This window comes from Nonomuraea sp. NPDC005501 (assembly GCF_040605905.1).
Taxonomy (GTDB): Bacteria; Actinomycetota; Actinomycetes; order Streptosporangiales; family Streptosporangiaceae; genus Nonomuraea.
Window position 1 is genome coordinate 51,595 of sequence record NZ_JBEXDT010000004.1, and the last position, 26,238, is coordinate 77,832.

The window sequence follows — 26,238 nt, forward strand, 5'->3', positions numbered from 1 at the left end:
GTCATGGACGTGTATGACTACCACGGGCCGCATGCTGATCCTCCCCAGCCGTGGGCCGAGCCGGTGGAGTGGGAGCCGAGCCTGCCACGCGCCGACCGGTTGCGCGTACGGGCACACACCTGCTGCTGCCGGCGCCCGTCCTTCGAGCTGTGTACGGCGGGTGGTCTGTGGTTCGTCCGGCGCATGTCAGGTGGGTCGCCGGCCGACGTCGTCGAGACAAGCTGGATGCGGGAGCGTGCGGCGAAGGACCTATGGCACCGGATCCTGAATGGTCAGGCGTGGTGACCGAGCGGCGGCACCTCCTGGCGGAGGTAGGCATGGGCTATCTGCCGCGCCGCGTCCTCAGGCGTCGTCTGGTCGGTCCGTATCCGCAGCGAGAAGAGGCCAGTGTCGTGGGCTTGCAGGTCGAGCAGGGTCTCGTCCCATGCGCTCAGGCGCCTGGCGGTGTCGCCGTCACCACGTTGCCGAGACCGCTGCTCGCAGACGTCGCGCGGCACCCACAGCAGGACGGGCAGCCAAGGGCCCGCTTCTGCCAGGCGCAGTATGTCTGGAATGTTGCCCATGTGCACGACAGGCATTTGCCCCGCCTGGGCTGACTGCTCGATCTGGTGGCGGTCGATGGCATAGACGTTGCCGTAGCGGTGGGTCTCCGCGAGCAGCCGTCCGGCGGCCCGCAGCCGGGCGAGGTGTTCGGAGGTGACGAAGTCGTATTCGGTGCCGCGCCGGTCGCCGGCCTTGAGCTTGCGGAGCAGGACGAACCGCGGGTCGAGGGCCGTCAGGGCAGCGGTGATGGTGCTCTTGCCGCTGGCCGGCGGGCCGTACAGGACGATGCCCTTCACGACAGAATCCGCTTGAGGGTCTCGCGGGTCTGGTCGGCCAGGCTGATCGCGGCTCCGAGACGGTTGTCGACGGTGATGTGCGCGGTGGGTGGGCAAGTCTCCGTGTTCAGGCCGCTGGTGTAGGTGTCCCAGTTGCCGAGCTTCCAGGCGTCGCGGGGTGCTCCGCGGAATTCGATGTACTCGCGCATGGACTCGGCGTCGCAGCGCACCCACACCACGGCGACGTCGATGCCTTTGGCGGCGCAGCGGTTGGTCAGGCGGGAGATCCAGTCCGGGTCGGCCAGCTCGGCGATGAACGGGGCCGACAGGATGGCCGAGGTGCCGACGTTGAGGTTGTCGAACGCGGTCTCCATCAGGCACCGGTACTCCAGTGGCCGGACCTCGCGCAGGTACAGCTCGGTGTGCCGGTCGTGCGGGTCGCCGCCGAGGGAGACGAGCAGGCGTTCGACCATGGCGCGGGTGAGGGAGTCCTTGTCGAGGAAGGCCCAGCCGGTGATGTCGGACAGGAACCGTGAGAACTCGGTCTTGCCGGATCCGGCGTAGCCGCCGACGAGGGTGAGAATCGGCTTCGGGCTGCCTTTGCCGTGCCGGCGGCGCCAGGCGTCGACCACGCGGCTGAGGAGTGCGTTCTGCTCGGCGTTGGAAGGGCTGCCCGACACTTTGATAAGGGTCTGTTCGATGACCTGGGCGGCGGCGTTGTCGGCTGCGGGGTCGGTGGGCGCGGGCAAATCCGAGATGGAATTTTCCACTTCGGGTATTTCGCCGGGTAGTGGTAGCCGGAAACCTAGCCTGGGCTCACTTGCCTGATAGAGGAGGCAATATGCCCGTCGGTAGTGAGGTCCGGGATATACCGATCCCTGCTCGTGTGCCCAGAGTGTCTGGAAATTGGCGGCTGGAGCGACCAAGCCGTGCCGGTGGGCGATCTGGCGGAGCTGATCACCTGCTGCTTCGAGGGTGAGACCATGCGCTTCGCGATGCTGGCGCAGCAGCAGGGGTCGCCATCCGGGGCGCTGGATTGTCTTCATCGCATCCTTTTGCGCACTTTGAGAAGCGGGCATGTGAAAGCGCATGTGTAACCGCCGTGCAGGCAGCAATGAAGAAGCTTAGCTAACGCTCCGTGATACTCAACAGCGCGAATGAGCGATGAACTAACGGCATCCCCGCCGGGATAACGACCGACCAGAAAAGGGGTGCCGGTATGACCACAAACAAGCGGCTATTGGACGAGCTTCGTGCCATTCAGGCCGAGATAGAAGAGTTGGCCTGCCGGGTCAGCGAGATCGCTTCCGCTCTTGGAACACGGCCTTCTCCAGATCGGCGATCCGCCCGCCGAGATCAGCCAGGGTCTGGCGCATCTGAGCGAGCTGGTCCATGACGGCCGGCGACGCCGGCCCCTCGGCGTTGGTCTTGCCGCTGGCCTCGGCGGCCCCTTCGCGAACGAACACGCCCTTGCCTTGCTGGCCGACGACCAGGCTCTCGGTACGGAGCACGCTGATGGCCGCCTTGACCACGCTCGCGGACACGTCGTAGCGCTGGCAGAGCTGGGCGGTCGAGGGCAACGCGGCGCCGGGACCGAGTGATCCCGTCCTGATCTGCGTGCGCAGGTCGTCGGCTATCTGTAGGTAGCCGGGGCGACCCGTCTTCTCGACCATCCCGTGCCCTTCGCGAGGTTGTCTGCCTCCAGTTCAGCACACCCCATCCGACATGCCAACCAAGTCTTCGTGGAATCCCTTGACAACTTAGAATTCCAAGCGTTCTATGTATGCCAAGAGGTTCACTCCGATCGAACGAAGGAAATCGCCATGCGCACCGTCCCCATCCCTGTGGACAGCAGCAAGCTCACCATCACCTGCGTGAAGGCACCGCGGCCTCGCGTGCTCAACAAGGACACCGGCGAGATCAAGACCGACAAGAACGGCAACACCGTCTACGAGGTCACCGTCTCCGTCGAGGACGAGTTCGGCCGGATCGAACTCGTCAAGATCGGCATCACCGGCGAGCCGCCCATCACCGCGGGCGACCCGGTCAACGCCGTCGGTCTCATCGGCTACGTCTGGGAGATCGCCGGCCGCTGGGGCATCAGCTACCGCGCCTCCGCCCTGCTCCCGCTACGGGAGGCCGCCGATGTCTGACCTGCTCACCCTGCTCGGAGTCTCGGCCGCCATCGCGGCCGGGCTCTGGGCCTGGCACCACTGGCACTACCGCTCCTACTGGTTCGTCCTCGGCTACCCACTGGCCGCGATCAGTGTGTGGGCCACCTGGCGCAAGGTCGCTCTCGGCTGCGGGTTGACCAAGAAGCGGCAGCGCTTCTGGTTCACCACCGTTCCGGGGCTGGTGGCCTCGACCGGCGTCGTCCGCGTCCGGCGCAAGTGGCAGCGCATCGCCGTGGACACCAAGCCGTTCATGTGGCTGCCCATGCCGACCCGGCACGGCTGGCGCGTCACCCTGCACACGCTCGAAGGGCAGATCCCGGCCGACTACGCCGAGGTAGCCGAACGGCTCGCGCACTCCTGGGGCGTGCACGCCGTCCGCGTCTCCTCGCCCCGCCCCGGCCGGGTCGTCCTAGCCACCACGATGCGCGATCCACTGGTCAAGGTCGCCGACCTCCCGGCCTCGACCGAACTCCTGAAGGTCACCGTGGGCAAGCTGGAGACCGGCGGGCCATGGACGATCGACTTCACGACCGTCCCGCACTGGATCAACGCCGGAGCGACCCAGTCGGGCAAGTCCAACCTGGCCAACGCCCTCATCGTCGGCCTGGCACCGCAACCCGTGGTGCTGGTCGGGTTCGACCTCAAGGGAGGGGTGGAGTTCACCCCGTACGCGCCGCGCCTGTCCGCGCTGGCAACCACCAGGACCGAATGCGGGGCCCTGCTGGACGACCTGGTCACGCTCATGGCCGACCGGATGGGCGTGTGCCGGATGGCCGGGGCCCGCAACATCTGGCAGCTACCGCCCGCCGTACGGCCAGTCCCGATCGTCGTCCTGGTCGACGAGCTGGCCGAGCTGTACCTCATGGCCGACAAGAGCGAGAAAGACGAGATCGCCAAGACCTCCACCGCGCTGCTACGGGTGGCCCAGCTCGGGCGGGCGTTCGGCATCTACCTCTTCTGCTGCGGCCAGCGCATCGGCTCCGACCTTGGTCCCGGCGTCACCGCCCTACGGGCCCAGTGCTCCGGCCGGATCTGCCACCGGGTCAACGACCCGGAGACTGCGACCATGACGCTCGGCGACCTCGACCCGGCCGCCCTCGTCTCCGCCCGCGCCATCCCGGCCGAGACACCCGGCGTCGCCATCGTCGCCGGCCAGGACGGCCAGTGGTACCGCGCCCGCTCCTTCTACGTCACCGAGCAGGCGGCCGAACACGCCGCCCGCACCCACGCCCATCTCGCCCCGGCCTGGGACGAGGTCATGGCCGCCCAGTCGCACGAGATCCCCGCAGCCTGACCGCACTCACGAAGGGAGGGAACACCGATGCGACACTTCGCCGCCTGGCTTGTGGACACCGGCCCCGTCCTCGTCCTGGCCGTCATCGCTGGTGCGGGCTCGTTCGCCCACATTCGCGACACCGCCGGCGAGCACGGCCAGACGGGCTGGATGTCCTGGGCCATCGCCGTCTGCATCGACCTCACCTGCGTCATGGCCGCCCGCGAACGCCAACGCGACAAGAAGACCGGCCGCGAACGGCGCGGCCCGATCTCCTGGCCCGCCCTCGTCCTGAGCGGGGGCATCGCCCTGTCCCTGGCCGCCAACCTGGCCCAGGCCGAACCCACCGCCTGGGGCTGGATCACCGCCGCGACACCCGCGGGCGCGTTCCTCGTCGCCGTCTCGATGCTCGAACGCAGGGTTTCCACTCCGCGTCCGCGGGACGTCCCGGAGACGTCCCCGGTCACGGTGTCGGCGTCCCCGGCCGTCCCCGAGACGTCCTCAGTGGTCCCGGGCCGTCCCGCTCTCGTCCCCGCCACCGAGGACGGCCAGGACGGCGGGCCCGCACCCGACCCGGCCCTTGTCGACTACGCCAGGCGCGTGGCCGACGAGCACACCGCCAAGCACGGCAGACCCATCACCCGCGACCTGCTCCGAACCCGTCTGGGCGTCTCCAACCAACTCGCCGCCGACCTGCTCCACACCATCCACCCCGCACGAACCCCGTGAAAGGACAGCAGCCGATGCCCGACCCGCATGCGCGCCTGGCGCTCGTAGCCGGCCTTCGCGCCCTCGCCCAACTCCTCCACGACCGCCCCGACATCCCGGCACCTCGCCGGATCGACGTCTACCACTTCGCCCAGAAGGTGTCCGACGACGAGATGCGGGCCGAGATCGACCGCATAGCGGCGCTGCTCGGCACCACGACCGAAGAGCACAACGGCCACTACTCGACCTTCATCCGGCTCGGCGCCGTCGAGTACCAGGCCACCGCCAGCCTCGCCGACTCCTGCGCCCGCCACGCAGCAGCCGAAGCCGCCTACCGGACCGTCTACGACTCCACCGACACCGACCCCGGCCACCCGGCCTGAAGGGATCACAGCCATGAAGATTCGCCTCGACGGCACCCGCCCCGAGATCACCTACAGCATGTTCCGGCTCCGCGAGATCTTCACCGTCACCTCGGTGTCTCGCGCCTACCCCAGCCGGCACCGACCGCGTCAGTACCACATCTACGTCAACATCGTCCCGCGCGAGACGGACCACAGCCGATGACCAGCGACGTCACGGTCCTCCACTACCGCTGCTGCACCTGCAACGGCACCGGTCTGGACAACGACCGCGACACCTGCCGCGACTGCGACGGCACCGGAATCGACAACCACGGCGCATAGCCGTAGCGCCCCCCGCCTGGCCACACATCCGCCAAGATCCGCGCCAGGCCGGGGGCCATCCACCCAGAACACTGGATAGGACGGAACCCATCTTGCCCCACCCACACGCACTCGCCGGAATGATCACCCGGCTCCACGACCCGAACTACGACCGCTGGGCCCACCAGATCAAGCGCACGGGCGGCTGCCGCCAGCCCATCCACCTGCGCGGCAAGGTCGAACACTACGACCGCGCCACCGGCCAACTCCTCCATCGCTACAGCACCCACACCGAACCGGGCGGCGTCCTGCGGGTGCCGTGCAAGACCCGCCGCGCCTCCCGCTGCCCCGCCTGCGCCGAGACCTACCGCGCCGACACCTACCAACTCGTTCGCGCGGGGCTGGTGGGTGGCAAGGGCGTTCCGGAGACGGTCGCCGCGCACCCGGCCCTGTTCGTCACGCTCACCGCACCCTCGTTCGGGGCCGTGCACGTCCGCCGGGAGAAGAACGGCAAGGTCCTGCCCTGCCACGCCCGCCGCGACGCCGAGACCTGCTCACACGGGCACGTCATGTCCTGCACGGCACGCCACGCAGCCGGCGACCCGCACCTCGGCGAACCACTCTGCCCGGACTGCTACGACTATGAGGGCTCGGTGCTGTTCAACGCCGTGGCTCCCGAGCTGTGGCGGCGCTTCACCGAAGCACTGCGGCGACGGTTCGCCCGCCTCTCCGGACTCACGCTGCGCGAGCTGCGTGAACGACTCACCGTCTCCTTCGCCAAGGTCGCCGAATACCAGCGGCGCGGCGTCGTCCACTTCCACGCCGTCATCCGCCTCGACGGCCCCACCGGACCTACCTCGCCACCTCCAGCCTGGGCCACCGCTGACGCCCTAGAGAAAGCCGTCCAGCACGCGGCCGGCGCAATCACCGTCGAGGTCGAGCCGCTGGCCCGCGTCTTCCGCTGGGGAACCCAGCTCGACGTCCGCCTTATCACCATGAACGGCGACCTCACCGAACAAGCGGTCGCCGCCTACATCGCCAAGTACGCCACCAAGGCCGCCGAATGCGTCGGCACACTCGACCGGCGCATCCACACCCTCGACGAACTGGCCCTCCACCCGCTGCGCGAACACGCCCGTCGCCTCATCGCCGAATGCCTCCGCCTGGGCGCCCTCGACGACCTGGCGGACCTCCGCCTCACCCAGTGGGCCCACATGCTCGGATTCCGCGGCCACTTCTCCACCAAGAGCCGCCGCTACTCTACCACCCTCGGCGCCCTCCGCGCCGCCCGGGAGGAACACCAGCGAGCAGAGGAAATCACTACCGGCCGCCTGCCTCTCTTCGACGAGGACACCGTCCTCGTCATCGCCCACTGGGAGTACGCCGGAAAGGGCCTGTCCCTCGGAGACCAACTCCTAGCCGCCGCACTCACCGGCACCAGCCTGTCGTACGCGGGCGGTGCTTCTGATGAGTAGGCAGGACAAGCTCCTGACCGTTCCCGAGGTACTCGAAGAACTGGGCGGAGTCTCGCGCCGCACCTTCTACCGCTGGCGCGAACTCGGCCGGGCACCCGCGTGCATCCGGCTCCCCAATGACGAGCTGCGCGTCTGGCGGAGCGATCTCCTGGCTTGGCTCGACTCCCGTCGGGAGGTCGCGTGAACACCACCTACGACGTGAAGCTCAGCCAGATCCAGCAGCGCTCCAACCGCGGCACGCCGACCTACGTCGCCCGCTGGCGGGTGGCCGGCAAGGAGAAGTCGAAGAGCTTCCGCACCAAGGGCCTGGCCAACGCCTTCATGTCCGACCTGCGGCAGGCGGCCAAGGCGGGGGAGGAGTTCGACATTGCCACCGGCCTGCCGGTGTCGATGCTGGCACCGCAGTCCTCAGGGCCGTCGTTCCTGGAGTTCGCTCAAACGTACGTCCTTCGACGCTGGAGCACCTCAGCCGCGAGGACCCGCGAGACGGACGCGTACGCGCTCCTGACACTCGTCCCTGCCCTGGTGTCCGATGCCCCACGCCGTCCCTCCACTGAGGAGCTCCGGGAAGTCCTTCGGATCCACGCGCTCCTCCCGGAGAAGCGGCGGGCCGGCCTGACCACGACACAAGCCGCGGCTCTGCACTGGTTGGAGAGGGCATCCCTCCCGCTGCCGGCTCTGGGCGATGCGCACGTCCTTCGTACGGCTCTCGATGCCATCTCGGTCACGTTCACAGGTGCGCCGGCGGGCGCGAACACGGTGCGCCGCAAGCGCGCCATCCTCCATCACCTCTTGGAGCACGCGGTGGAGCAAAAGGTGTTCAGCAGCAACCCGCTGGACGGGATCAAGTGGACGGTGCCCAAGGCGGTGACGGTCGTCGATCCTCGTACGGTGGTCAACCCCAGCCAGGCGCGGCAGCTACTCAACGCCGTACCCGAGGTGGGCCGCAAGCGCGGTGCTCGGCTGAGGGCGCTGTTCGCTTGCATCTACTATGCGGCGCTCCGGCCGGAGGAGGCCGCGGACCTGCGCTTGAAGAACTGCACCTTGCCGGAGTCCGGATGGGGCCTGATCGTCCTGGAGAGGGCTCGGCCTCAGGCAACGAAGCGCTGGACCAACTCCGGCGAGACCCACGAGTCGCGCAGCCTGAAGCACCGCGCGGACAAGGAGACGCGAGAGATCCCGATTCCGCCCGTATTGGTTGCCATGCTCCACGAGCACATCGCCGAGTACGGGACAGCCAAGGACGGCCGGATCTTCCGCACCGGCACCGACGGGACCTACTCCAGCTCGGCGTACTCCTACGTCTGGCAGGAGGCTCGCAAGCTCGCCCTCACCCCGGCGCAGGTGGCCTCGTCCCTGGCTGCTCGTCCCTACGACCTCCGGCACGCCGCCGTCTCGCTCTGGCTGAACGCAGGCGTCCCGGCCCCCGAGGTTGCCAAGCGGGCGGGTCACAGCGTTGACGTCCTGCTGCGCGTCTACGCGAAGTGCATGGACGGCCAACAAGAGCAGATCAACATCAAGATCAACGGCGCATTGAACCTCTAGCGCATTGATGCGGCCCCGGCTTCGGCTGGGGCCGACCTAATTGGCGGATGGGTACGGACTGGCTCCGGCAGTGTCCGGTCTCAACTACGGGATGGCGAAAACAACAGCGGCCTGAGCTGCCTGGCGAACTCGATGGCGTCGGCGCGCTTGTCGCGGCCCGGAGCGCCTCGGGCGATCCGTACAGACAGCAGCTTGCCGCCGTCAGGAGTCCAAGCAAGGGCGTAGGCTCCCACGGCTTGCCCGTCCTTGTCTGTTATCGGCGCGCTGAATCCGGGCCCCATTTCTTTTGGCAGGGAGGTGCCCTTGTCGCTCACTCTCCTCGCCTCAAGGCCTTGGACGGTGTCGGTTGACGGATCACGCAGCTCGATCAGCATCCAGGCTGGTTCGGACGCACTCGGGGATCTTTTAATCATGCAGTACGTGAAGTTGCCTGCGGACTCTGTTCCGTCCGCGTAGAAGTCGCTCAGTCCTGTTGCCCGGGCGATGACATCATGAGAGATCAGACCGCATTCCCGAGGTTCCGTGGTGATGTTGCCCAGCGGCCGGCGATCCTCGGGCGGGGGAGGACTCGAGCATCCTGCCGTGATCAGGAGCGCGGCCAGCGCGATGGGCGTCAGCAAGTGTGATCTCATTCATCAGCCTTGGGATGAGGTGGGACTTGCGGGGTGAATCCGCTGTTAACAGCCTGGTCCGTTCCATGAAAAATGGCTGATGCCTTGGAGTGCTGTAACCATTCCAAGTATGCATACTCTTCCGTGGCGTCCATAGCGCTGCGGGGCTTGAGTTGTCCCTTGTCGAACAGGAAATCCCCCTTCGATCCCTTGGCGTAGTTCACGAACGCGTGCGGGTGCGTGCTGCCCGGGAAAGATGCGTCTCCGAACAGTCCATGCCGTAGCATCGCTCCCGCCGTGAGGTCCTTGAAGAGATTCTGGCTCTCGGTAAGGGTGCTCTCGGCCCTCTCCCGCGCCCTCTTTCCGTCCTCGAATTTGACCTCGTCACCCATATTGCTCTCGATGAACTCATACCCTCCGACGACTTCATCCCCCGCTGGAGTTAGCACGACCTTCAATGTGCTCGTCAAAGCCTCCTTGAACGCTTTGTGTGCCTCGTCTTTTCTGTCTGCCTCTTTGATGTCTGCCAAGTTTCCGGCATCGACGACGAGATAGAGCGATCTGCTTAGATCGAATACCTTGGCCTTGAATTCTTCAGCAGCGCTGCCGCTCATCGTGTCTTCGATGATCTTCTGGCGCTGCTCGGCGATTTCGGTCTTGGTAGCGTCTGGGTTTTCGCGGATCCACTTCTTGAGCGCTTGGTCGTTCGCCTCTTTGATCTGGGCGGCTTGGGCGTTGAGGACCAGAAGGCTGTACCGGCTCTGGGCCTCGACGACTGTATTGAGCGCCTTGGGATCGGTGAAAGCCCAGGTCATCATGTTCTTCACGCTGGCGGCTTCGAACAGGGCGCCGTACGGTTGGCTGCCCGGCAGATTGGGATCCGAGTCTGCCAGGGGAGTGACGCCCATGGTCTCTTTCGCGCTGCTTCCTGGGACACGATGGACATCGCTGATATAGGAGGCAAGCACACGTGCGGCGCTTTGCCGCGCGGCGGGGGTGTTCCACTGGGCGCTCTGGCCTGCCCAAAAGTGGACCGCCCAGGAGGCAATGAGGGCGGACTTGTATCCGCGCGACGTTCCGGGAGGTTGCGCGTTATCTCGATATGTTGTTGCTGCTCCCTCGATCGCTCGCCCGATTTCTCGGCCGCTGTCGTCCCAGTTGCGTCGCAGCAGGAAGGCTAGCGGCTTTCGTGCTGGATCGAGGAAGAAGTCCTGCGCAGCCCTTGGATTGTGTGCTAGGGCGGCCGCCAGCCCGGAACTGAAGGCGATAATGTCGCCCTGGCCCGCGTGACCTCTCTGTGCGTTGTCATAAACCTTATTGGCGACGTCAAGGAGGAACGCATCGTCGAAAGTGCCGTGCCTCAACAACTCGTTGACTACACGACTATGCCTTACGTCCTGATTGGCGATCAACTGATCGACGTACCCTTTGGGTAACTTCATGTCGCCGACGCCCCGTGATGCCGTTCCCAGGATGGAACCAAGCGTGTCTATCAGCCGGTTCACATCCGCTGCGGCGCCTGTCGTTTGCTTGCTTGGAAGCTTGGAGTCCTGAGCATGATCGAGCTCCGCAAGGAGTTCCTTGAGCTCTTTGGGCGCCATCTCCTTAACGAAAGCGATGGCGAAGTAGGGATCGTGCCGATGCTTCTCCAGCGCGTCGAGGGTCTCGTCACTGAGAGGCCGCTGCAAGAAGGGGAAGTTCTGCCGAGCGCGGCGTAGCTCGTCGGCCACTGTTCTTGCGGCCGCTGCGCCTCCAGCTGGTGTATGGGAGACCCACAGCGACTCGTTCGCCCAGATGAGGCCCTTGTCGAGGCTGATCTTCTGGGTTGCGATGATGAGGTCGAGGCGGCGCTGTAGGTCGGGGATGCGCTCAGCGATTTGAAAGCCGACGTCCCTCAACAAGCCGGGCCCGGACATGCTCATGCCGATCGCCCTCAACGCGCTGTTGATCTGTGCGTCGACTTCCGACCAGGCGGACTCCAGACGTTTGATCTCGCCGATCAGCTGGGTCATGAGGGTTGGGTCGATGCCGATTCGGTTGGGAGGGCTCATCAGGAGGGCATCCACGGGGTGTGTGGCCGTAACCGCGCGAGCGGGTCCGGGGTGAGCGCGCCCGACTCAGCGTTGACGGGAATGGCATCGATCAGGGCGAGCGCTCGGTCAAAGACGCTGTTGTAGGCCGCTTGCCAGCCTTGGCAGTCCTCGATGAGCTTGTCCGCGGCCTTGCCCTTCATGGCGCCGCTTTCGAGCAGGCCGATGAGCTTGCGCACGTCGTTGGCGTGCTGGTCGCGTAATCGCTCAATCGTGCGCCGAGCGGTGTTGATCTGTTCCTGTGTCGCCATCGTCCGGGTTCCTCTGGACCTTCGAGACGGCTATCCCTGGGATCAATGTGACGATAAGCGAAGCCTTCGCTTGCGTCGAGGGGAACGACAGAAGCGGCATAAGGGGCAGCGAGTGTTTCGACTACTGCGTATCACACAGGATCGCGATTGCCTCGATGACGTCGGCGACCACGTGGTCGACTTGGTGCTCGCTGGCTGGATGCCTTCCTCTGTCGATCCATATCGCACGTAGACCGGCCGTTCGGGCGCCTTCCATGTCTGAGATGAGGTTGTCACCGACCATCCAGCCGCCCCGGGCGAGGCTGGCCCCGCACCGCTCAGCAGCTATGTGGAAGAGGCGGGCTTGTGGCTTGCGGATGCCCTCGACTCCGGACACCGCATAGCCATCGACTGCGTCAGCAAGACCGGTCCGCCGAAGCTTTCCGAGCTGGTTGTCGGCCATGCCGTTCGTGACGATGCCGACTCGCCACCCTTCGGTGCGCATCTCGGCAAGACCTGCCAGAACGCCTGGGTAGCAGCGCACGAGGTGCGGCATACGCCGGCGGTAGTCCGCCCATAGCTCATCGACTGGTTCCGTCAGAGCAAAGTGCTCGCGCACCTTGCCGAAGAAGATCTCTCGATGCGGGTACCCGTCTCGATCCAGAGAGACGAGCCAGGCGGCGCCCTCAGGGCCCAACTGCCGGTGCATGGCGAACTCCTCAGCCCAGCGGAAGAACGCGTCGTCAAGGTCGATGAGCGTCCTGTCGAGATCGAAGAGGGCGAGGCGCTGCATGGGGTCACCCTAGATGGACGTCTCACTGGCACGGATCGACCCTGATACGCCCCCGGGAGGTCTCCCCGATCATCGAATCGGCCGGTCGGCGAGTGAGGCCGGCATGAGTACCCCTGCACTCAACAAAGACTTCCTGTCGATCTGACAAAAAGCTATGGTGTGCTCATGCCCGACGACCCATGGCAGCCGCCGCGCATCCTGCTCGCGGTCGACCTGGTGATCCTGACGCTGCGCGACGCGCGCCTGCACGTCTTGCTCGTGAAACGTGGCATCGACCCGTTCCTCGGCGCTCTGGCCCTCCCGGGCGGCTTCCTGCGCGACGAGCGCGAGGAGATCGAGGCGGCGGCGCGGCGCGAGCTCTCGGAGGAGGTGGGACTGTCCGACGTGCACCTGGAACCCCTGGCCGTGTACGGCGATCCGGGCCGCGACCCGCGCGGCCGCGTCGTGTCTGTCGCCTACCTGGCCATTGCGCCTCGCCTGCCGGAGCCGATCGCCGGCACCGACGCCGCCGACGCCTCCTGGACATCAGTGGACGAGGCCCTGGCCCCGGGCACGAAACTGGCCTTCGACCATCGCCGCATCCTCATCGACGGGGTCGAGCGCGCGCGTACCAAGCTGGAGCACACCGCCCTGGCCACCGCGTTCTGTACCGAGAGCTTCACCCTCTCGGAGCTCCAGCAGGTATACGAGGCGGTCTGGGGTGTCCGCCTCGATCCCCGCAACTTTTACCGCAAGGTCCAGGGTGCCCGCGGCTTCATCGTCGCCGACGGCCCGATGCGCAAGACTCCGAACGGGAGGCCCGCCCGGCTCTTCAAGGCGGGTCCGGTCCACGTCCTCAATCCCCCGATGACTCGGCCTTAGGAGGTCGATGGTCGTGATCGTGATTCTCACCGCACTGGATCTGGAGTATCAGGCCGTCCGCGAGCATCTGACCGACCCGCGCGTGCATCGCCACACCGCCGGCACTCGCTTCGAGGTTGGCCGTTTGGGCGGCGACGGGCGCCGGGTGGCCCTGGGCCTGGTCGGCAAGGGCAACCATCCGTCGGCGGTGATCACCGAGCGGGCGATCGCCGAGTTCTCGCCGTCGGCGCTGCTGTTCGTGGGGGTCGCTGGGGCCCTGTGGCCCGGCATCGGCCTGGGCGACGTGGTGGTGGCCACGCACGTCTACGCCTACCACGGCGGCACCAGCGAGGATGACGGCCTCAAAGCCCGCCCGCGCGTCTGGGAGATCGACCACGAGACCGACCAGATCGCCCGTCACCTCTACCGCACCGAGACCTGGACCCGCCGCCTGCCTGCGGGCGCGGCCGTGCCCGCGGTGCGCTTCGGCCCGATCGCGGCTGGCGAGGTAGTACAGGACTCCGCGATCTCCACGCACGCCCAGTGGGTGCGCCAGACCTATAACGACGCGCTCGCGATCGAGATGGAGTCGGCCGGCGTGGCGCAGGCCGCCCATCACAACAGGTCGCTGCCCATGGCTGTGGTGCGCGGCATCAGCGACCGTGCCGACGGCACCAAGACCACGGCTGACGGTTTGAACTGGCAGCCGAAGGCGGCGGCCAACGCCGCAGCCTTCGCCGTGGCCCTCGCTCAGGAACTGGCAGTGGAGCACGAGAACCATCCGGCGAGCAAGGCGAGAGAGGTGCGAGGTATGTCCGACAGCGTGAAGAACGTCGCCCGCGACAACGCCCGGGTGGGCGTGCAGGCTGGGCAGATCCACGGCAACGTCACCATCGGCCACCCGTCCCAGGCTAAGGCAGCCGACCCGGTCACCCAGCTTGCCGAGCTACGCGACCGGCTGGCCAGGGCGCGCAAGGCCCAGAAGGTGGACGACGATACGTTCACCGCGGCTGAAGATGAGATCGCTGTCGCCGCCGAGTCGCTGTCCGAGAGCACCGAGGAGGGCAGGAGCAAGGCAGTGATCGCACTCAAGAGACTCCGCGGGCTCCTGGCGGACGTGGCGGAGCTGGCGGCGCACGTGGCGGCCGTCATCGCAGCTATCCGGGGCGTCTTGTGAACGATTCCCACTCCGGCCCGACCAACCTTGCCACCGACTCGGCGAACGTCGCCGTCCAGGCGGAGGCCATCCACGGACCTGTCAACGTCTACCAGGTCGCGGGCGCCCCTTCACCTGAGAAGACCTTCAAGGCGGGGCTCAATTCCCTGCGCGCGGGGATGGCTCCGGAGGCACGCAAATACATCCGCGACGCCGTAGTCCTGTGCAACTACGTCAACGGTCAGTCCTGCTTCTACCTGCTGCTGGCCCTGCTCAGCGGACGCACCCTGCAGCAGGTACCGCCGAAGGAGATCGCCATACTGCGCTCTGTACGCGGCGCCGTAAAGGACGACGACGAATGGGCCGACGCCATCAAGATGGTCGACCACCTCCTGACGTCCCGTTCTACGGAGAGCGGAGCTGCCGACATAGAGCAGGAACTCCAGAATCTGACCGACGGGCAACGCAACGATGTTCTCCAGCACATGGAGATGTTCCTGGACAGCTCTGCCGAGGACGCCCTCTGGGCACGCGCCTTCGACGCGGCCAGGAGCGACCGCTACGCGAAGGACCGGCTGCGCCGGGCCTGGAAATTCTTCCAACCGGAGCCCAGCGGCGCACGGGTACGGCCAGCGGATCCTGTCCTCATCCGACTGGGCACCTGGACCGGAGCCACGGCGACCACCGCGCTCGCTCTGGTGACCGTCGGCTTCATCGGTGCCACGGCATGGCAGTACAACGGGACGACGGCGGTGTCCGCCCTGCTTGCTCTGGCGGCTGGCTGCTACGCGAGCGTTCGCAGCGGCGTGGAGTGGCGGTGTAGGAAGGAGCGCCGCCAGGCGAAGGACCGGGAGTATCTACGTCGGCCGGCCACCACCACACGCGGCGATGGTTTCGCGAGCAAGATCGACCAGCAGTTCAACCACTATTTCGCGCTGTACACCCCGCGCGGCGCAGACAAGGCCCGCTGGCTCTCCGAGACAGCGGGCGTCCGCCGGGCCTTGCGTGACGAGGTCGTCACCATTTATCGGGAGAGCACGGTCAACGCCAAGCGAGTCGCCTGGCTCACCAGATACCTGGTCACCGACGTCGCGCGGCGCTGGCAGGCGGGCAAGTTGTGGGACTACCGCAAGGAGTTACGCGTCCCCTTGCTGGTGAAGGCGATGTGCGTCCTGGCGGCGATCGCGGCGGCTACGGCAGGCGCCCTCCTGATCTGGGGCGGCGCGCACGTCAGGCCGCTCATCGTGCCGCTGGCCGCATTCGTCGCTCTGGCTTCAGTCTGGCTCTCGGCTCGCGTCTGGTTGCGCATCGCCGCGGAGTACAAGCGGCACGCCGCCGAGAAGGCGGAAAAGGAGGTCCTACTGGCCGGCCGCGAAGCGGCTCTCGAACGGTGGAAGCGCAAACTCGCCGACAGGCCGGATGATCTAGAGATGGCTCGCTGGCTGGAGTGCGACCGCAAGGCATTGATGGAGGAGGCGATGGGCTTCTACAGGCTGAAGCGGCAGGACGTCCTCGCCCACGCCTTTATCGAGGCGCCCGCCACACCCTCCTACAGCAGGGCACGCATTGAGGACGGGCCATGGCGCTATTCGAAATACAAGATCCTGCTCTTCCTGCTCACCAAGGATGGCGTGCGGCAGTTAACGGTGCACCTCGACTTCCAGGAGGCCACATTCCGCAGCCGGGCACGCACCAATTACCGTTATGACGCGTTCACCTCGGTCCAGGTGGCCGAGACCGACAACGGAGAGAACGTCTTCGAGCTGACGCTGACCAACGGCGATCCGATCAAGGTCAAGGTGACCGATCCGCCCACAGAAGTCACCCAGAAGGAGGATAAGAATCCGCAGGGCGCGTCACAAGTGACCCTCGGCACGGCGGGGCTCGGCAACGCCCTACACGTCCTGGAGGGCGTCGCTGCGGAAGGCAAGGAGTGGATCGCCTTCGAGCGCCAACGTGAGAAAGTCCCCCTCGCGGAGATGAGCGAGGCCGTGAACGCCATCTTCGCCTGACGAATGGCAGGCAGATCCGCCGCTGGCGATCGTGCTGGTGCCCGGGGGCACGGAGCTGCTCGCGGCTTAACCGCTGCGCGATCAACTGCATGCGGTGGAGGCAGAGGGTACCGGCTCCTATGGCGCTGGCCTGGCTCGTCACCTGAGCAGCGCGGCAGGCTTGAGAAATCGTCGCCAAGATCATCCCGCATATGTCCCGTGATCATGGTCCTACAGCTGCACACGGGTGCCGTCGGCGACCTACCGAGGGCCCGGGAGCCAGAAGACCTGCGGCCAAGAAACCGCAGGTCAGAAGGCGAAATCTCTGGTGGAGAAGAGTGCCCCCGGCAGGATTCGAACCTGCGGCACCCGCTTTAGGAGAGCGGTGCTCTATCCCCTGAGCTACGGAGGCGGACCCCGTAAGCCTAGCGAAAGTCCGGCACTGTGTGGGCCGTGGGGGCGGGTGACTTTGAGGTCATGAGCATGGGATGTGGGTTCGGGCGGGTCGCGGCCGCGGTATCGCTGCGCCTGCTCCTGGTGGGTGAGCGGACTGCTCGGTGGGTCCCACCGCGTGGCGAAGTCATGGGTGGTGTGAGTAGGCGTAAAGGGATGGCGGTGATCGGGTGGGGTGGGGGCGGGGGTGGCTAACGTCGGGCGGGTGACCAGAAGGCGGCGGCAGGACGTGCATCGGCGGCCCGTGGTGTTGGGGGTGGCGTTGGTGGCGCCTGTGATCTTGGCGGGTGGGTTGCTGGCCGGCGAGCTCAGCAGGTACGAGCGTGCCGGCATGAGGCAGGAGATGAGGGTCGCTGCTGACGGTGGCGACGTGGTGGTGGAGGCCGTGTTGTTGCCGGCTCCGGCGCGGGCTGAGCGGCGGTATGAGCGGGTTGTTCCGGCTCCGGTAGGGGGGCGCTCTCGGTCCCAGGTGAAGGTGGATCGGGTGCCGGAGGTCATATCTGTTTCCTCCGTTCCTGATCTGGGTGTTGTGGGGCGTTCCTCGCGTGGTGGGCGGGCGGCTCCCGTTGGGGTGGATGCGATGTCGCCGGGGGTCGCTGAGCGGCGGAGCTCGGGTGAGGCGATGGAGGGTGCTGCCGGGGCTCAGGAAGAGGAGTGCCCGGGGGAGTGGGTGGACACCTGGTTGTGGGAGGTCTGCCGGGAGCGGGAGCAGGAGCGTGCGATCGCCGAGGGGGGCGTTGATGTGCTCTCCGGGGATGAGGGGTGAAGCGGCTCGCATGCCGCGTCACTGAGTTGTGCACGCCGCCTCGCTGGCTCGATTCGCCCGTTCGCTAGGCCTGCCCCGTTCGCTAGGTCTGCGTGGAGGCGGTGGTGGTGGCGGGCGAGGGTTCGAGTAGGCCCGGGCGGGCTCTGGACCTTCGTCGGCGGGTGCTGTGATCACCGCCTCCGGCGGGGCTTGTGGCCGGGGCTTTCTGTCTTCGGTGGGCGAACCCGGTGGCGATGGTGAGCGTAGTTCACGATATGGGTGTTGATCTTGTGGCGGCGTTCGCGCCGGTCCCGGCAGGGTGGGCGTACAAAGTGCGCTTTTGTGTCATAACGGGTCGCCGGAGTTAGGTCCGGGCACTCCGGGGGCTGTAGTAACGTGCGTGCCTGACCCAGGTAACGAGTTCGCAAACGGAGGAGTCGGACGTGCCATCCCCTCGATCAGCGGGTCTGATCGCGGTCGTCATGGTGATGGCTTCTCTGGTCGCGATGCCTCCTCCTGCTCAGGCCGTTACCGGGCGCGCCGACCGTGCGGAACGGGCGGAGAACAAGGACCCGGCTGACCTTGCCGCGTTGCGGAAAGAGGCCGAGAAGTCGGCCAAGGAGCTGGAGGACGCCACCAAGGCGCTGGAGAAGCGCCGGGCGGACATCGCGACGGCCGAGAAGGACCTGAAAGCCAAGCTGGACAAGCTCCAGGAGGCCGACCGGAACCTCGCGCGGATCCGCCAGCCGGTGGCGCAGATGGCGGAGCTGCTGTACCAGCAGCCGGTCAGCGGCGATGGCGTCGCGCCGTTCTTGTCGGGTGACGCGAACGCGAACTCGCTGCGGGCGATGACCTATGCGACGTACATCGTGCAGGTGAAGCAGCACTCCGTCGAGCGGACCGCCGCGCTGGCCCGGGAGGCGCAACGGCTGGCGGCCGAGGCGCAGGAGATCAGGGCGAACAACCTGCTGGCCGAGGCGCAGATGTCGGCCGAGGTGGACACGTTGCGGCAGCGCTCGGACAAGATCGTCAAGTCGCTGACCGCTGCCCTGGTGAAGCTCGGTATCAAGATCGACAAGGTGGGGCGGGCGGCGCTGAGCTGCAACCCGCTTCGGGCCGCGACGGCCAACTCCTTCCCGAACGGGCTGATTCCCCAGGCCATGCTCTGTCCGTTGCAGCAGAAGGGGCACAGCCTGCGGGCCGATGCCGCCATCGCGTTCGTCAGCTTGAACGAGGCGTACCGCCGGCGGTTCGGCAGGCAGATGTGTGTGACCGACGCCTATCGCAGCCTGGCCGCGCAGCAGTCGGTGTACTACCGGCGGCCGGGGTTCGCCGCGGTGCCTGGGCGTAGCAATCATGGGCTTGGCCTGGCCGTCGATCTCTGTGGTGGGGTGGAGAGGTACAAGTCGGCGGAGTTCGTGTGGATGGAGCAGAACTCCAAGAGGTACGGGTGGTTCCATCCGGCCTGGGCGTACAGCAGCCCGTTCGAGCCGTGGCACTGGGAGTACAACCCGAAGATCGACTCCCTGTTGTAGGGCGTCGTATCTGTCGGTGGTGGTTCGGTGGTCGCTCCTGCGGCGTGGCTTGGCCGGCCGGCCAGCCCCCGCACAGGGTCTCTGCCACTCGGCCTGCTCTGTCGGTCACCGGCTCTGGTGCTGTGTTGTGGCGGCGTGGTCAGGGTGCGCGGCTCAGGTTGGTTTGATGGTGATGGAGAGGCGGCCGGACGCCTGGGCTGCCGCCAGCCGGCCCGCCTGGTCCGGCGTGGTGGCGAGGACCAGCAGGGCGTCGTGCTCGTCCGTGGCCTTCGGGATGGTGACGACCGTGACGTCGTCGGCCACCAGCTGAGCGGATTGGCCTTCCCAGGCCGCCAGCACGGCGATGGTCGAGCCGGGGGAGAGCAGGCTCGCCACGTCGGCGTCCGCGATGCGAACCGGTGTCGCCACCGTTCCGGCCGGCAGGTGGAGCGAGTGGAGCAGGCGGGCGTCGGTGAACGGCTCGCCGCGGCGCATGGGGCCGGCGAGGACGCGGCCGACGGCTCCGGTCCGCAGGGCTCCGTCGGGGGGCGGTGTGAGGGGGACGGCGCGTACGTCACCGGGACGGAGCACTCCTGGGGCCAGGTCGCGGGCGGCCACCAGCACGGTGGGCGCTGGGTCGGGGCGCATGGCCGCGTAGCCCAGGAGAACGGCGATGCCGGCCAGGACGGCGGCGATGAGGCGCCGTCGGCTGCACCGGGCCCACCGGCCTGGTCTTCTGCTCGCTCCATCCGTTTTCGGGATGCGCCCACCGGGTCGTCGGCTTCGGTTGCCGCTGAGGTTCAGGATCGTTGCTGCTGAGGGACTCAGACGGCCGGGCTTGCGGTTGCCTGGCTCCGTCATCTCAGGCTGACCGCCTTGGGTGATTTGCCTGCCCCGGCCGGACCGGTACAGCCCACTCGCTCGGCGGCCGGTCGATCCGCGTGGGGCTGCGGCGGGGTTGGTTCGCCGAGGGTGTGTGGGGGCCGCGGCTCGCTGGTGGCCGGGGTCGAACGGCGGGGTGTGGTGGGTGCGAGGGCCTGGAGGCGGGTCATGGGAGCTCGAAAGGCAGGTCGAGACCGTCCAGGGTGGAGCCGCATGGGCACGTGGGTTCGGTGGGCAGGGCTTCGACCGTGTCGGCCACCAAAGTGCGCATGCGGGTCACGTTCTGGGCGAAGAACTTCATCACCTCCTCGTGGGTCACGCCCTCACCTGCCTCGACGCCCGCGTCGTGGTCGGTCACCAAGGAGAGGGAGGTGTAGCACAGCGCAAGCTCGCGGGCCAGGACGGACTCGGGGAAACCGGTCATGCCGACGATCGTCCAGCCGTTGGAGGCGAACCAGCGCGACTCCGCCCGCGTGGAGAACCGCGGGCCTTCGATGACCACGAGGGTGCCGCCGTCGACCGTTTCCCAGCCGCCTGACCTGGCCGCCTCGATGGCGACCGCGCGGCCTGAGGGGCAGTAGGGGTCGGCGAAGGAGACGTGCACCGCGTGCCCCGCGTCGTAATAGGTCTGCGCTCTCCCGGAGGTGCGGTCGATGAGCTGGTCGGGGATGACGAGTGTCCCCGGCCCGTGCTTGGCGCGCAGGGAGCCGACGGCGCTGGGGGCGAGCACCTGTCTCACGCCGAGCGAGCGGAGTGCCCACAGGTTGGCGCGGTAGGGGATGCGGTGGGGCGGGAACCGGTGGTCGCGGCCGTGCCGGGGGATGAAGGCGACGGAGCGCGAACCGATCCGTCCGACGGTGACGATGTCGCTGGGCGGGCCGTACGGGGTGGGGACCTGGATCTCCTCCGCGTCGTCCAGCAGGGAGTAGAGACCGGATCCGCCGATGACGCCGATGTCTGCGCGAGTGAGCATGGCGCTGAGATTAGCGGGGGCGGGTGGTGGGGAACGCGGCTGGAACGGCGGTCTGTGGACAAGGGGACGGCAGAACGGGGTTCTGTGGATAAGCGACCCGAGCGGGGAGTGATCATGAGATCACGGTGAGTAGGATCGGCCCATGAGGCGAAGGGGTCTCGCGTTCATCATCGTCGCGCTCATGCTCGGCATGTTGCTGGCGGCGCTCGATCAGACGATCGTGTCCACCGCGTTGCCGACGATCGTGAGCGACCTGGGCGGCCTGGAGGAGCTGTCCTGGGTCGTGACGGGCTATCTGCTGGCCTCGACCGTGTCCACGCCGCTGTGGGGGAAGCTGGGCGACCAGTTCGGGCGCAAGTACCTGTTCGTGACCGCCATCGTCATCTTCCTCGTCGGTTCGGCGCTGTGCGGTCTCAGCTCCAGCATGGGGCAGCTCATCGCCTACCGCTCCCTCCAGGGTCTCGGCGGCGGGGGCCTGATGGTGTTGGCGCAGGCCATCGTGGGCGACGTCGTCTCGGCGCGCGAGAGGGGGAAGTACCAGGGGTGGTTCGGCGGGGTCTTCGCCGTCGCGAGCGTGGTGGGGCCGCTGCTCGGCGGTCTGTTCGTGGACCATCTGTCGTGGCACTGGGTGTTCTACATCAACCTGCCGCTCGGCGCCGTCGCGCTGTTCGTCATCGTCGCCGGCCTGCCCAACGACAAGTCGCAGACCCGGCACAGGATCGACTTCGCGGGTGTGGTGCTGCTCGGCGGCGCCACCTCTTGCCTGGTCCTGCTGACGACCTGGGGCGGCACCACGTATCCGTGGAGCGATCCGGTGATCCTCGGGCTGGCCGGCGCGGCGGTCGTCCTGCTGGTCGCGTGGGCGGTGGCGGAGCGGCGGGCGCGTGAGCCGGTGCTGCCGCTGGAGCTGTTCAGGCTCAGGGCGTTCACGATGTCGTCGGCCGTGGGGTTCGTCGTGGGGTTCGCGATGTTCGGCGCGCTCACGTACCTTCCGCTGTACCTCCAGGCGGTCCACGGGGTCACGCCGACTCTTTCGGGCCTTCATCTGCTGCCGATGATGGCCGGCATGCTCACCATGTCCATCATCTCGGGACAGATCATCAGCAGGACCGGCAAGTATCGCTACCTGCCCATCACCGGCACCGCGTTCGCCACGGTCGGCCTGCTCATGCTCTCCATGCTGACCGAGCACAGCAGCCTGTGGACGATGAGTGTGGACCTCCTGGTGCTCGGCATGGGGCTCGGCATGACCATGCAGGTGCTGGTGATCATCGTTCAGAACGCCGTCGACTTCAAGGATCTCGGCGTGGCCACGTCGGGTGTGACGTTCTTCCGGTCGATCGGCGGTGCGTTCGGTGTCGCCACTCTCGGCTCCGTCTTCTCCTCCCGGCTCAACGACGATCTGTCCAGGGTGCTCGCCAGGACGCGGTTGCCGCCGGGGTTCGACCCTGCCCAAGTGCAGCAGGACCCGACGGCCATCCAGCGGCTACCGCCCGAGCTCGCGGCCGACTTCCTGCACGTCTACGCCGACGCGATCGCCACCGTCTTCAAGGTGGCGGCGCCGATCATGCTGGTGGCGTTCGCGCTCACCTGGCTCATCCCGCAGCAGCAGCTCCGGGAGACCACCAAGGCCGCCGACCTGGGAGAAGGGCTCGGCGCCACCTCCGCCGAACGCTCCTCACTGGCCGAGGTCGAACGAGGTCTGGTACGGCTGGCCGACGCCGACCTGCGCCGGGGCTTCTACGCCCGGCTCGGCTCGCTGGCCGGGCTGGACGGCATCGCGCCGCAGGGCGTGTGGATCATCGCCAGGCTCGACGGGAAGGGGTGGGTGGAGGCGGCGGAACTGGCGTGCCGGGCCGATGTCAGCAGGGCCACCGGCCGGCCGTACGTGGATCAGCTCGTCGAGCGGGGGCTGGTGGAGCGGTCGGACGATGAAGACCGTCTGCGGCTGACTGGTGAGGGGCGGGTGGCGGCGGGGCGGCTTACACGGTCGTCGCTTGAGAGCTTGCGGGGGTTGGTGGCGGATTGGGGGGACAGCCCGCAGTTGAAGCGGTTGTGTGAGCGGATCACGCCGGAGCTGCTGGGGGCGCGTGCCGATCGGCCACGTTGACGACGGTTGGCGGCGAAGGGCGTCGCACTGGCGGTGCGAGCGGCGAGGGGCGCGCGAACGGTCGGTTCGGCGTTGCGCGTGCCTCGATGTCCAGCGTTGCTCGGTTGCGACGACTGGGGGTGGACGAGGCTGACCCGGTGGGCGTGGCGTCGTGAAATGAAGACGGCCATCGAGTGATCCTTCGAGTTTTGACCTGGACTGAAGGAGCAAGCGATGGCCGCGGACAACATTGTGACGCCCTAGCAGTGGCTGGCGTGGCAGATCGAGACAAGCGATCCGGATCTGTTGGGACTCCAGGGTGTGCGAGCAACTCGTCGCGGTCCTGGTCGGCCGAAGGGCGCGCGATTTGTGCGCCAGCCTCGCCTCGGGGCGGCCGGGGCGGCCGGGTGGCCGGGGCGGCGTTTGCTGGTGCGTCACCGTTCGGGGCGCGCGTTCGGCTGTTCGCCTCGCCGCCCAGGGACATGCGCATTGCCCGGCCAGAGGGTGTGCTTGCCCGGCGAGCGGGAGCGGCGTGCCCGGTGCGCGTTCGCGGGCCGGGACGGGCATGCGTGGTGCTTGCTGGGCCTACGAGCGTCAGATCGCGGGCACAGTGCTACAGCTGGGCTGGCGTCTCATGTCGTGCGCGGCTTGACGAGACGCCGTACCAGCGTTGTGGGTATCGGGTCGCCCGAGCGCCGGCCCAGGGTCAGTTGGTGGCGGCGGCCGCGGCCGTGCTCGGTGTGGAGGACGTCGACGAAGACGACGACTCGCTCTTGCTCGACGACGACGTAGAAGACGACGAAGAGGAAGACGAGGACGAGGACGAGGACGAGGCGGGGGACGTGGATGACGACGACGAGCGGCTGTCCGTGCGGTAGAAGCCGGAGCCCTTGAACACGATGCCCACTGCCGAGAACACCTTGCGCAGGTTGCCCTGGCAGGCGGGGCAGACCGTCAGCGCCTCATCGGTGAACTTCTGGACGACCTCGAGCTGCTCACCGCAGTCGTTGCAGGCGTACTGGTAGGTCGGCACGCGCTCCTCCTTCAGGCTTGCTCTGGCACTCGAGCTATGCGACTGCTAATGGTAACCGATACCGTCAATTGACTATTCCAGTCCCCGCTCCCCGTACCATCCGGCCAGCTTGCCGCGGCGGCTGACGGCGCGCAGCCGGCGCTCCACCTGGTCGCGGCAGGCGGCGGTGGTGACCACGAGGAGCTGGTCGTCGGCGTGTACCTGGGTGGTGCCCGAGGGGACGAACGAGCGGCCGTCGCGGACGACGAGCGTCACCGCGGCGCCCGCCGGGAGCCGCAGCTCGAACAGCTCCACGCCGTGCAGCTTGGAGCCGGCCGGGATCCGTACCTGCAGCAGGTCGGCCTGGAGCTCCTCCAGCGGGGCCGACTCGACCTCCAGGTCGTGCGCCTCGCCGGGGGCGGTCACGCCGAGCACCCGGGCCACGTACGGCAGCGTGGGCCCCTGCAGCAGCGTGAACACGATGACGATGATGAACACCTCGTTGAAGACGTCCTTCGACCCCTCGACGCCCGCCGCCCACGGGATGGTCGCCAGCACGATGGGGATGGCGCCGCGCAGACCCGCCCACGACAGGAACGCCTGCTCCCGCCAGCTCACCCGCGCGACCCGGACCACCCGCGCCAGCACCGAGCTGAACAGCACGGACGCCGGCCGGGCCAGCAGCACCAGGACGGTCCCGGCGATGAGGCCGGGCACGATCGACGACGGCATCTCCTGCGGGCTGGCCAGCAGTCCCAGCATGACGAACAGCCCGATCTGCGCCAGCCACGCCGCCCCCTCGGCGAAGCCTCTGGTCGCCGCCCGGTGCGGCAGCCGGGAGTTGCCGAGGATGAGGGCCGTCAGGTAGATCGCCAGGAAGCCGGAGCCGTGCAGCAGCACCGCGCCGCCGTACGAGACGAAGGTCAGCGCCAGTACGGCGATCGGGTACAGGCCCGAGGCGGGCAGCGCGACGCGGCGCAGCGCGTACGCGCCCGCGGGGCCGACGGCCAGGCCGACGGCGGCGCCGATGGCCAGCTCGACCCCGGTCTCCAGCAGGAACGTGCCGATCGACGGCGTCTGGTGGCCGGCGGCACTCAGCAGCATCACGGCGATCACGGTCGGGGCGTCGTTGAAGCCCGACTCGGCCTCCAGCACGCCCGCCAGCCGTGGCGGTACGGGCAGCCGGCGCAGCACGGAGAAGACGGCGGCGGCGTCGGTGGGCGCCAGCACCGCGCCCAGGATGAGCGCGGTGATCGGCTCGAACCCGAGCAGCACGTGGACGGCCAGCGCCAGCACCACGATGCTGACCGCGACGCCCACGGTGGCGAGGATCAGCGCCAGCGGCACCGCCCGGCGCACATGGCTCCAGCTCGTGGTCAGACCGCCCTCGGCCAGGATCACGGCCAGCGCCGTCATGCCGATCTGCTTGGCCAGATCGGGGTTGTCGAACGGGATGCCGAACCCCGACTCGCCCAGAACCAGCCCGAACCCCAGGAACAGCAACAGACTGGGCAGCCCGCTGCGGTGTGCGATCCGTACGGAGGCGATGGCGGCGATGACGATCGCCGCACCGATCAGAAGCCAGACATCCAGTGGCATCTGGCCCCCTCTCGTACGTTCGGTCACATAAGCCTAGTGAGTTCCTCGGGACTGATCGCCCAGCCCACCCGCTGGTCATGCGGCTCGGCCGGAACCCCGTCGACCAGCTCGCCGGGGTGGAGCAGCGCGACGGTGGGCACGTTCGGGCCGACGCGGGCCAGGGCGCGGTCGTAGGAGCCGCCGCCCCGGCCCAGCCGAACCCCCGTCAGCCTGTCCACGGCCAGCGCGGGGACGATGACCAGGGCGGCGGTGCGGATCGCGTCGACGCCGCGGCGCGTGTCCACCGGCTCCATGACCCCGTACCGGCCGGGTGCGAGCGTGTCGGGCCCGTCGTACACCGCCCAGTCGAGGTCGTGGTCCTCCTTCAGGACCGGCAGGATCACGGTCGCCCCGTGCTTCCACAGCGCGAACACCAGCCCGTGCGTCCCCGGCTCCGTGCCCACCGACCAGTAGCAGGCGACGAGCCCGGCCATCTGGACCCACGGCTGGTCAAGCAGTGTTTCGCGGACTGCGGAGGCGTTCGTCCGGAGCTGTTCTGGGGAGAGTGAAGCACGTGACGACATCACTTCGCGGCGCAGGTTCAGCTTGTCCACAGGTCCCTC

27 protein-coding genes and 1 tRNA gene are annotated in these 26,238 nt (G+C 67.6%); 15 read left to right on the forward strand and 13 right to left on the reverse strand.

The window, feature by feature from the left end:
- Nucleotides 1-272: 272 nt before the first annotated feature.
- From ABZS51_RS04130 to ABZS51_RS04140, 3 genes are all read right to left on the reverse strand, one after another.
- Nucleotides 273-839 carry a guanylate kinase gene (locus tag ABZS51_RS04130; RefSeq protein WP_355435986.1) on the reverse strand — a complete coding sequence of 189 codons (567 nt, stop codon included), beginning with the start codon at nt 837-839 and terminating at the stop codon, nt 273-275.
- Entirely contained in the window at nt 836-1,909 is a 1,074-nt protein-coding gene (locus tag ABZS51_RS04135) for an AAA family ATPase (protein WP_355435989.1), read from the reverse strand. Before ABZS51_RS04135 ends, ABZS51_RS04130 begins: the two co-directional genes overlap by 4 nt.
- 201 nt (nt 1,910-2,110) lie before the next feature.
- Nucleotides 2,111-2,491, reverse strand: a complete 381-nt coding sequence (locus ABZS51_RS04140) for a winged helix-turn-helix domain-containing protein (RefSeq protein WP_355435992.1) — start codon at nt 2,489-2,491, stop codon at nt 2,111-2,113.
- A 150-nt stretch (nt 2,492-2,641) separates the two neighbouring features.
- Between ABZS51_RS04140 and ABZS51_RS04145 the strand changes: the two genes are divergently transcribed.
- The 9 genes from ABZS51_RS04145 to ABZS51_RS04185 all read left to right on the forward strand — a co-directional run bounded on the left by ABZS51_RS04145 (nt 2,642) and on the right by ABZS51_RS04185 (nt 8,658).
- Nucleotides 2,642-2,971, forward strand: a complete 330-nt coding sequence (locus tag ABZS51_RS04145; RefSeq protein ID WP_355435995.1) for a hypothetical protein — start codon at nt 2,642-2,644, stop codon at nt 2,969-2,971.
- Nucleotides 2,964-4,286, forward strand: coding sequence for an FtsK/SpoIIIE domain-containing protein (locus ABZS51_RS04150; RefSeq protein WP_355435998.1), 1,323 nt, complete (start codon nt 2,964-2,966; stop codon nt 4,284-4,286). The genes ABZS51_RS04145 and ABZS51_RS04150 overlap by 8 nt, the downstream gene beginning before the upstream one ends.
- A gap of 27 nt (nt 4,287-4,313) precedes the next feature.
- Complete coding sequence (locus tag ABZS51_RS04155) at nt 4,314-4,994, forward strand: DUF2637 domain-containing protein (protein ID WP_355436001.1); 681 nt, start codon at nt 4,314-4,316, stop codon at nt 4,992-4,994.
- A 14-nt stretch (nt 4,995-5,008) separates the two neighbouring features.
- On the forward strand, nt 5,009-5,356 hold the full coding sequence (locus ABZS51_RS04160; protein WP_355436004.1) for a hypothetical protein: 348 nt from the start codon (nt 5,009-5,011) through the stop codon (nt 5,354-5,356).
- A 13-nt stretch (nt 5,357-5,369) separates the two neighbouring features.
- Nucleotides 5,370-5,540 carry a hypothetical protein gene (locus ABZS51_RS04165; RefSeq protein WP_355436007.1) on the forward strand — a complete coding sequence of 57 codons (171 nt, stop codon included), beginning with the start codon at nt 5,370-5,372 and terminating at the stop codon, nt 5,538-5,540.
- The gene (locus ABZS51_RS04170; protein ID WP_355436010.1) at nt 5,537-5,659 is read left to right on the forward strand and encodes a hypothetical protein; all 123 of its coding nucleotides are present in this window, start codon (nt 5,537-5,539) and stop codon (nt 5,657-5,659) included. Before ABZS51_RS04165 ends, ABZS51_RS04170 begins: the two co-directional genes overlap by 4 nt.
- Nucleotides 5,660-5,778: 119 nt before the next feature.
- The gene (locus ABZS51_RS04175; protein WP_355436013.1) at nt 5,779-7,113 is read left to right on the forward strand and encodes a replication initiator; all 1,335 of its coding nucleotides are present in this window, start codon (nt 5,779-5,781) and stop codon (nt 7,111-7,113) included.
- Nucleotides 7,106-7,297, forward strand: a complete 192-nt coding sequence (locus ABZS51_RS04180) for a helix-turn-helix domain-containing protein (RefSeq protein ID WP_253771635.1) — start codon at nt 7,106-7,108, stop codon at nt 7,295-7,297. Before ABZS51_RS04175 ends, ABZS51_RS04180 begins: the two co-directional genes overlap by 8 nt.
- On the forward strand, nt 7,294-8,658 hold the full coding sequence (locus ABZS51_RS04185; RefSeq protein ID WP_355436016.1) for a tyrosine-type recombinase/integrase: 1,365 nt from the start codon (nt 7,294-7,296) through the stop codon (nt 8,656-8,658). Before ABZS51_RS04180 ends, ABZS51_RS04185 begins: the two co-directional genes overlap by 4 nt.
- Nucleotides 8,659-8,738: 80 nt before the next feature.
- Here the strand turns inward: ABZS51_RS04185 and ABZS51_RS04190 are convergent, their stop codons facing one another.
- From ABZS51_RS04190 to ABZS51_RS04205, 4 genes are all read right to left on the reverse strand, one after another.
- Nucleotides 8,739-9,278 carry a hypothetical protein gene (locus tag ABZS51_RS04190; RefSeq protein ID WP_355436019.1) on the reverse strand — a complete coding sequence of 180 codons (540 nt, stop codon included), beginning with the start codon at nt 9,276-9,278 and terminating at the stop codon, nt 8,739-8,741.
- Nucleotides 9,279-9,286: 8 nt separating this feature from the next.
- The gene (locus ABZS51_RS04195) at nt 9,287-11,281 is read right to left on the reverse strand and encodes a hypothetical protein (protein WP_355436022.1); all 1,995 of its coding nucleotides are present in this window, start codon (nt 11,279-11,281) and stop codon (nt 9,287-9,289) included.
- Between the two features lie 38 nt (nt 11,282-11,319).
- On the reverse strand, nt 11,320-11,610 hold the full coding sequence (locus ABZS51_RS04200) for a hypothetical protein (RefSeq protein WP_355436024.1): 291 nt from the start codon (nt 11,608-11,610) through the stop codon (nt 11,320-11,322).
- Nucleotides 11,611-11,731: 121 nt separating this feature from the next.
- Nucleotides 11,732-12,382 carry an HAD family hydrolase gene (locus tag ABZS51_RS04205; protein WP_355436027.1) on the reverse strand — a complete coding sequence of 217 codons (651 nt, stop codon included), beginning with the start codon at nt 12,380-12,382 and terminating at the stop codon, nt 11,732-11,734.
- A 165-nt stretch (nt 12,383-12,547) separates the two neighbouring features.
- Between ABZS51_RS04205 and ABZS51_RS04210 the strand changes: the two genes are divergently transcribed.
- Genes ABZS51_RS04210 through ABZS51_RS04220 form a run of 3 tightly spaced genes read left to right on the forward strand, consistent with a single transcriptional unit; the run spans nt 12,548 to nt 16,390 of the window.
- The gene (locus ABZS51_RS04210; RefSeq protein WP_355436030.1) at nt 12,548-13,243 is read left to right on the forward strand and encodes an NUDIX hydrolase; all 696 of its coding nucleotides are present in this window, start codon (nt 12,548-12,550) and stop codon (nt 13,241-13,243) included.
- A 7-nt stretch (nt 13,244-13,250) separates the two neighbouring features.
- On the forward strand, nt 13,251-14,399 hold the full coding sequence (locus ABZS51_RS04215) for a 5'-methylthioadenosine/S-adenosylhomocysteine nucleosidase (RefSeq protein WP_355436033.1): 1,149 nt from the start codon (nt 13,251-13,253) through the stop codon (nt 14,397-14,399).
- Nucleotides 14,396-16,390, forward strand: coding sequence for a hypothetical protein (locus ABZS51_RS04220; protein WP_355436036.1), 1,995 nt, complete (start codon nt 14,396-14,398; stop codon nt 16,388-16,390). The genes ABZS51_RS04215 and ABZS51_RS04220 overlap by 4 nt, the downstream gene beginning before the upstream one ends.
- A 318-nt stretch (nt 16,391-16,708) precedes the next feature.
- Here the strand turns inward: ABZS51_RS04220 and ABZS51_RS04225 are convergent.
- Nucleotides 16,709-16,781 (reverse strand) — tRNA-Arg (locus tag ABZS51_RS04225).
- Between the two features lie 246 nt (nt 16,782-17,027).
- Between ABZS51_RS04225 and ABZS51_RS04230 the strand changes: the two genes are divergently transcribed.
- On the forward strand, nt 17,028-17,588 hold the full coding sequence (locus ABZS51_RS04230) for a hypothetical protein (protein ID WP_355436038.1): 561 nt from the start codon (nt 17,028-17,030) through the stop codon (nt 17,586-17,588).
- Nucleotides 17,589-18,010: 422 nt separating this feature from the next.
- Complete coding sequence (locus ABZS51_RS04235) at nt 18,011-19,102, forward strand: D-alanyl-D-alanine carboxypeptidase family protein (RefSeq protein ID WP_355436041.1); 1,092 nt, start codon at nt 18,011-18,013, stop codon at nt 19,100-19,102.
- Nucleotides 19,103-19,255: 153 nt separating this feature from the next.
- On the opposite strand, the gene ABZS51_RS04240 is transcribed toward ABZS51_RS04235, so the two are convergent.
- Both ABZS51_RS04240 and ABZS51_RS04245 read right to left on the reverse strand, forming a co-directional pair.
- Nucleotides 19,256-19,729, reverse strand: a complete 474-nt coding sequence (locus tag ABZS51_RS04240) for an SAF domain-containing protein (protein WP_355436043.1) — start codon at nt 19,727-19,729, stop codon at nt 19,256-19,258.
- Between the two features lie 400 nt (nt 19,730-20,129).
- A complete protein-coding gene (locus ABZS51_RS04245; RefSeq protein ID WP_355436046.1) occupies nt 20,130-20,936 on the reverse strand; it encodes an S-methyl-5'-thioadenosine phosphorylase in 807 nt (268 codons plus the stop codon).
- A 142-nt stretch (nt 20,937-21,078) separates the two neighbouring features.
- Between ABZS51_RS04245 and ABZS51_RS04250 the strand changes: the two genes are divergently transcribed.
- A complete protein-coding gene (locus ABZS51_RS04250; RefSeq protein ID WP_355436048.1) occupies nt 21,079-23,046 on the forward strand; it encodes an MDR family MFS transporter in 1,968 nt (655 codons plus the stop codon).
- Between the two features lie 685 nt (nt 23,047-23,731).
- Here the strand turns inward: ABZS51_RS04250 and ABZS51_RS04255 are convergent.
- The 3 genes from ABZS51_RS04255 to ABZS51_RS04265 all read right to left on the reverse strand — a co-directional run bounded on the left by ABZS51_RS04255 (nt 23,732) and on the right by ABZS51_RS04265 (nt 26,229).
- A complete protein-coding gene (locus ABZS51_RS04255) occupies nt 23,732-24,058 on the reverse strand; it encodes an FmdB family zinc ribbon protein (protein WP_355436051.1) in 327 nt (108 codons plus the stop codon).
- Between the two features lie 72 nt (nt 24,059-24,130).
- Nucleotides 24,131-25,636, reverse strand: coding sequence for a potassium/proton antiporter (locus tag ABZS51_RS04260; RefSeq protein WP_355436054.1), 1,506 nt, complete (start codon nt 25,634-25,636; stop codon nt 24,131-24,133).
- A 23-nt stretch (nt 25,637-25,659) separates the two neighbouring features.
- Nucleotides 25,660-26,229, reverse strand: coding sequence for a 5-formyltetrahydrofolate cyclo-ligase (locus ABZS51_RS04265; RefSeq protein ID WP_355436057.1), 570 nt, complete (start codon nt 26,227-26,229; stop codon nt 25,660-25,662).
- Between the last annotated feature and the right edge of the window lie 9 nt (nt 26,230-26,238).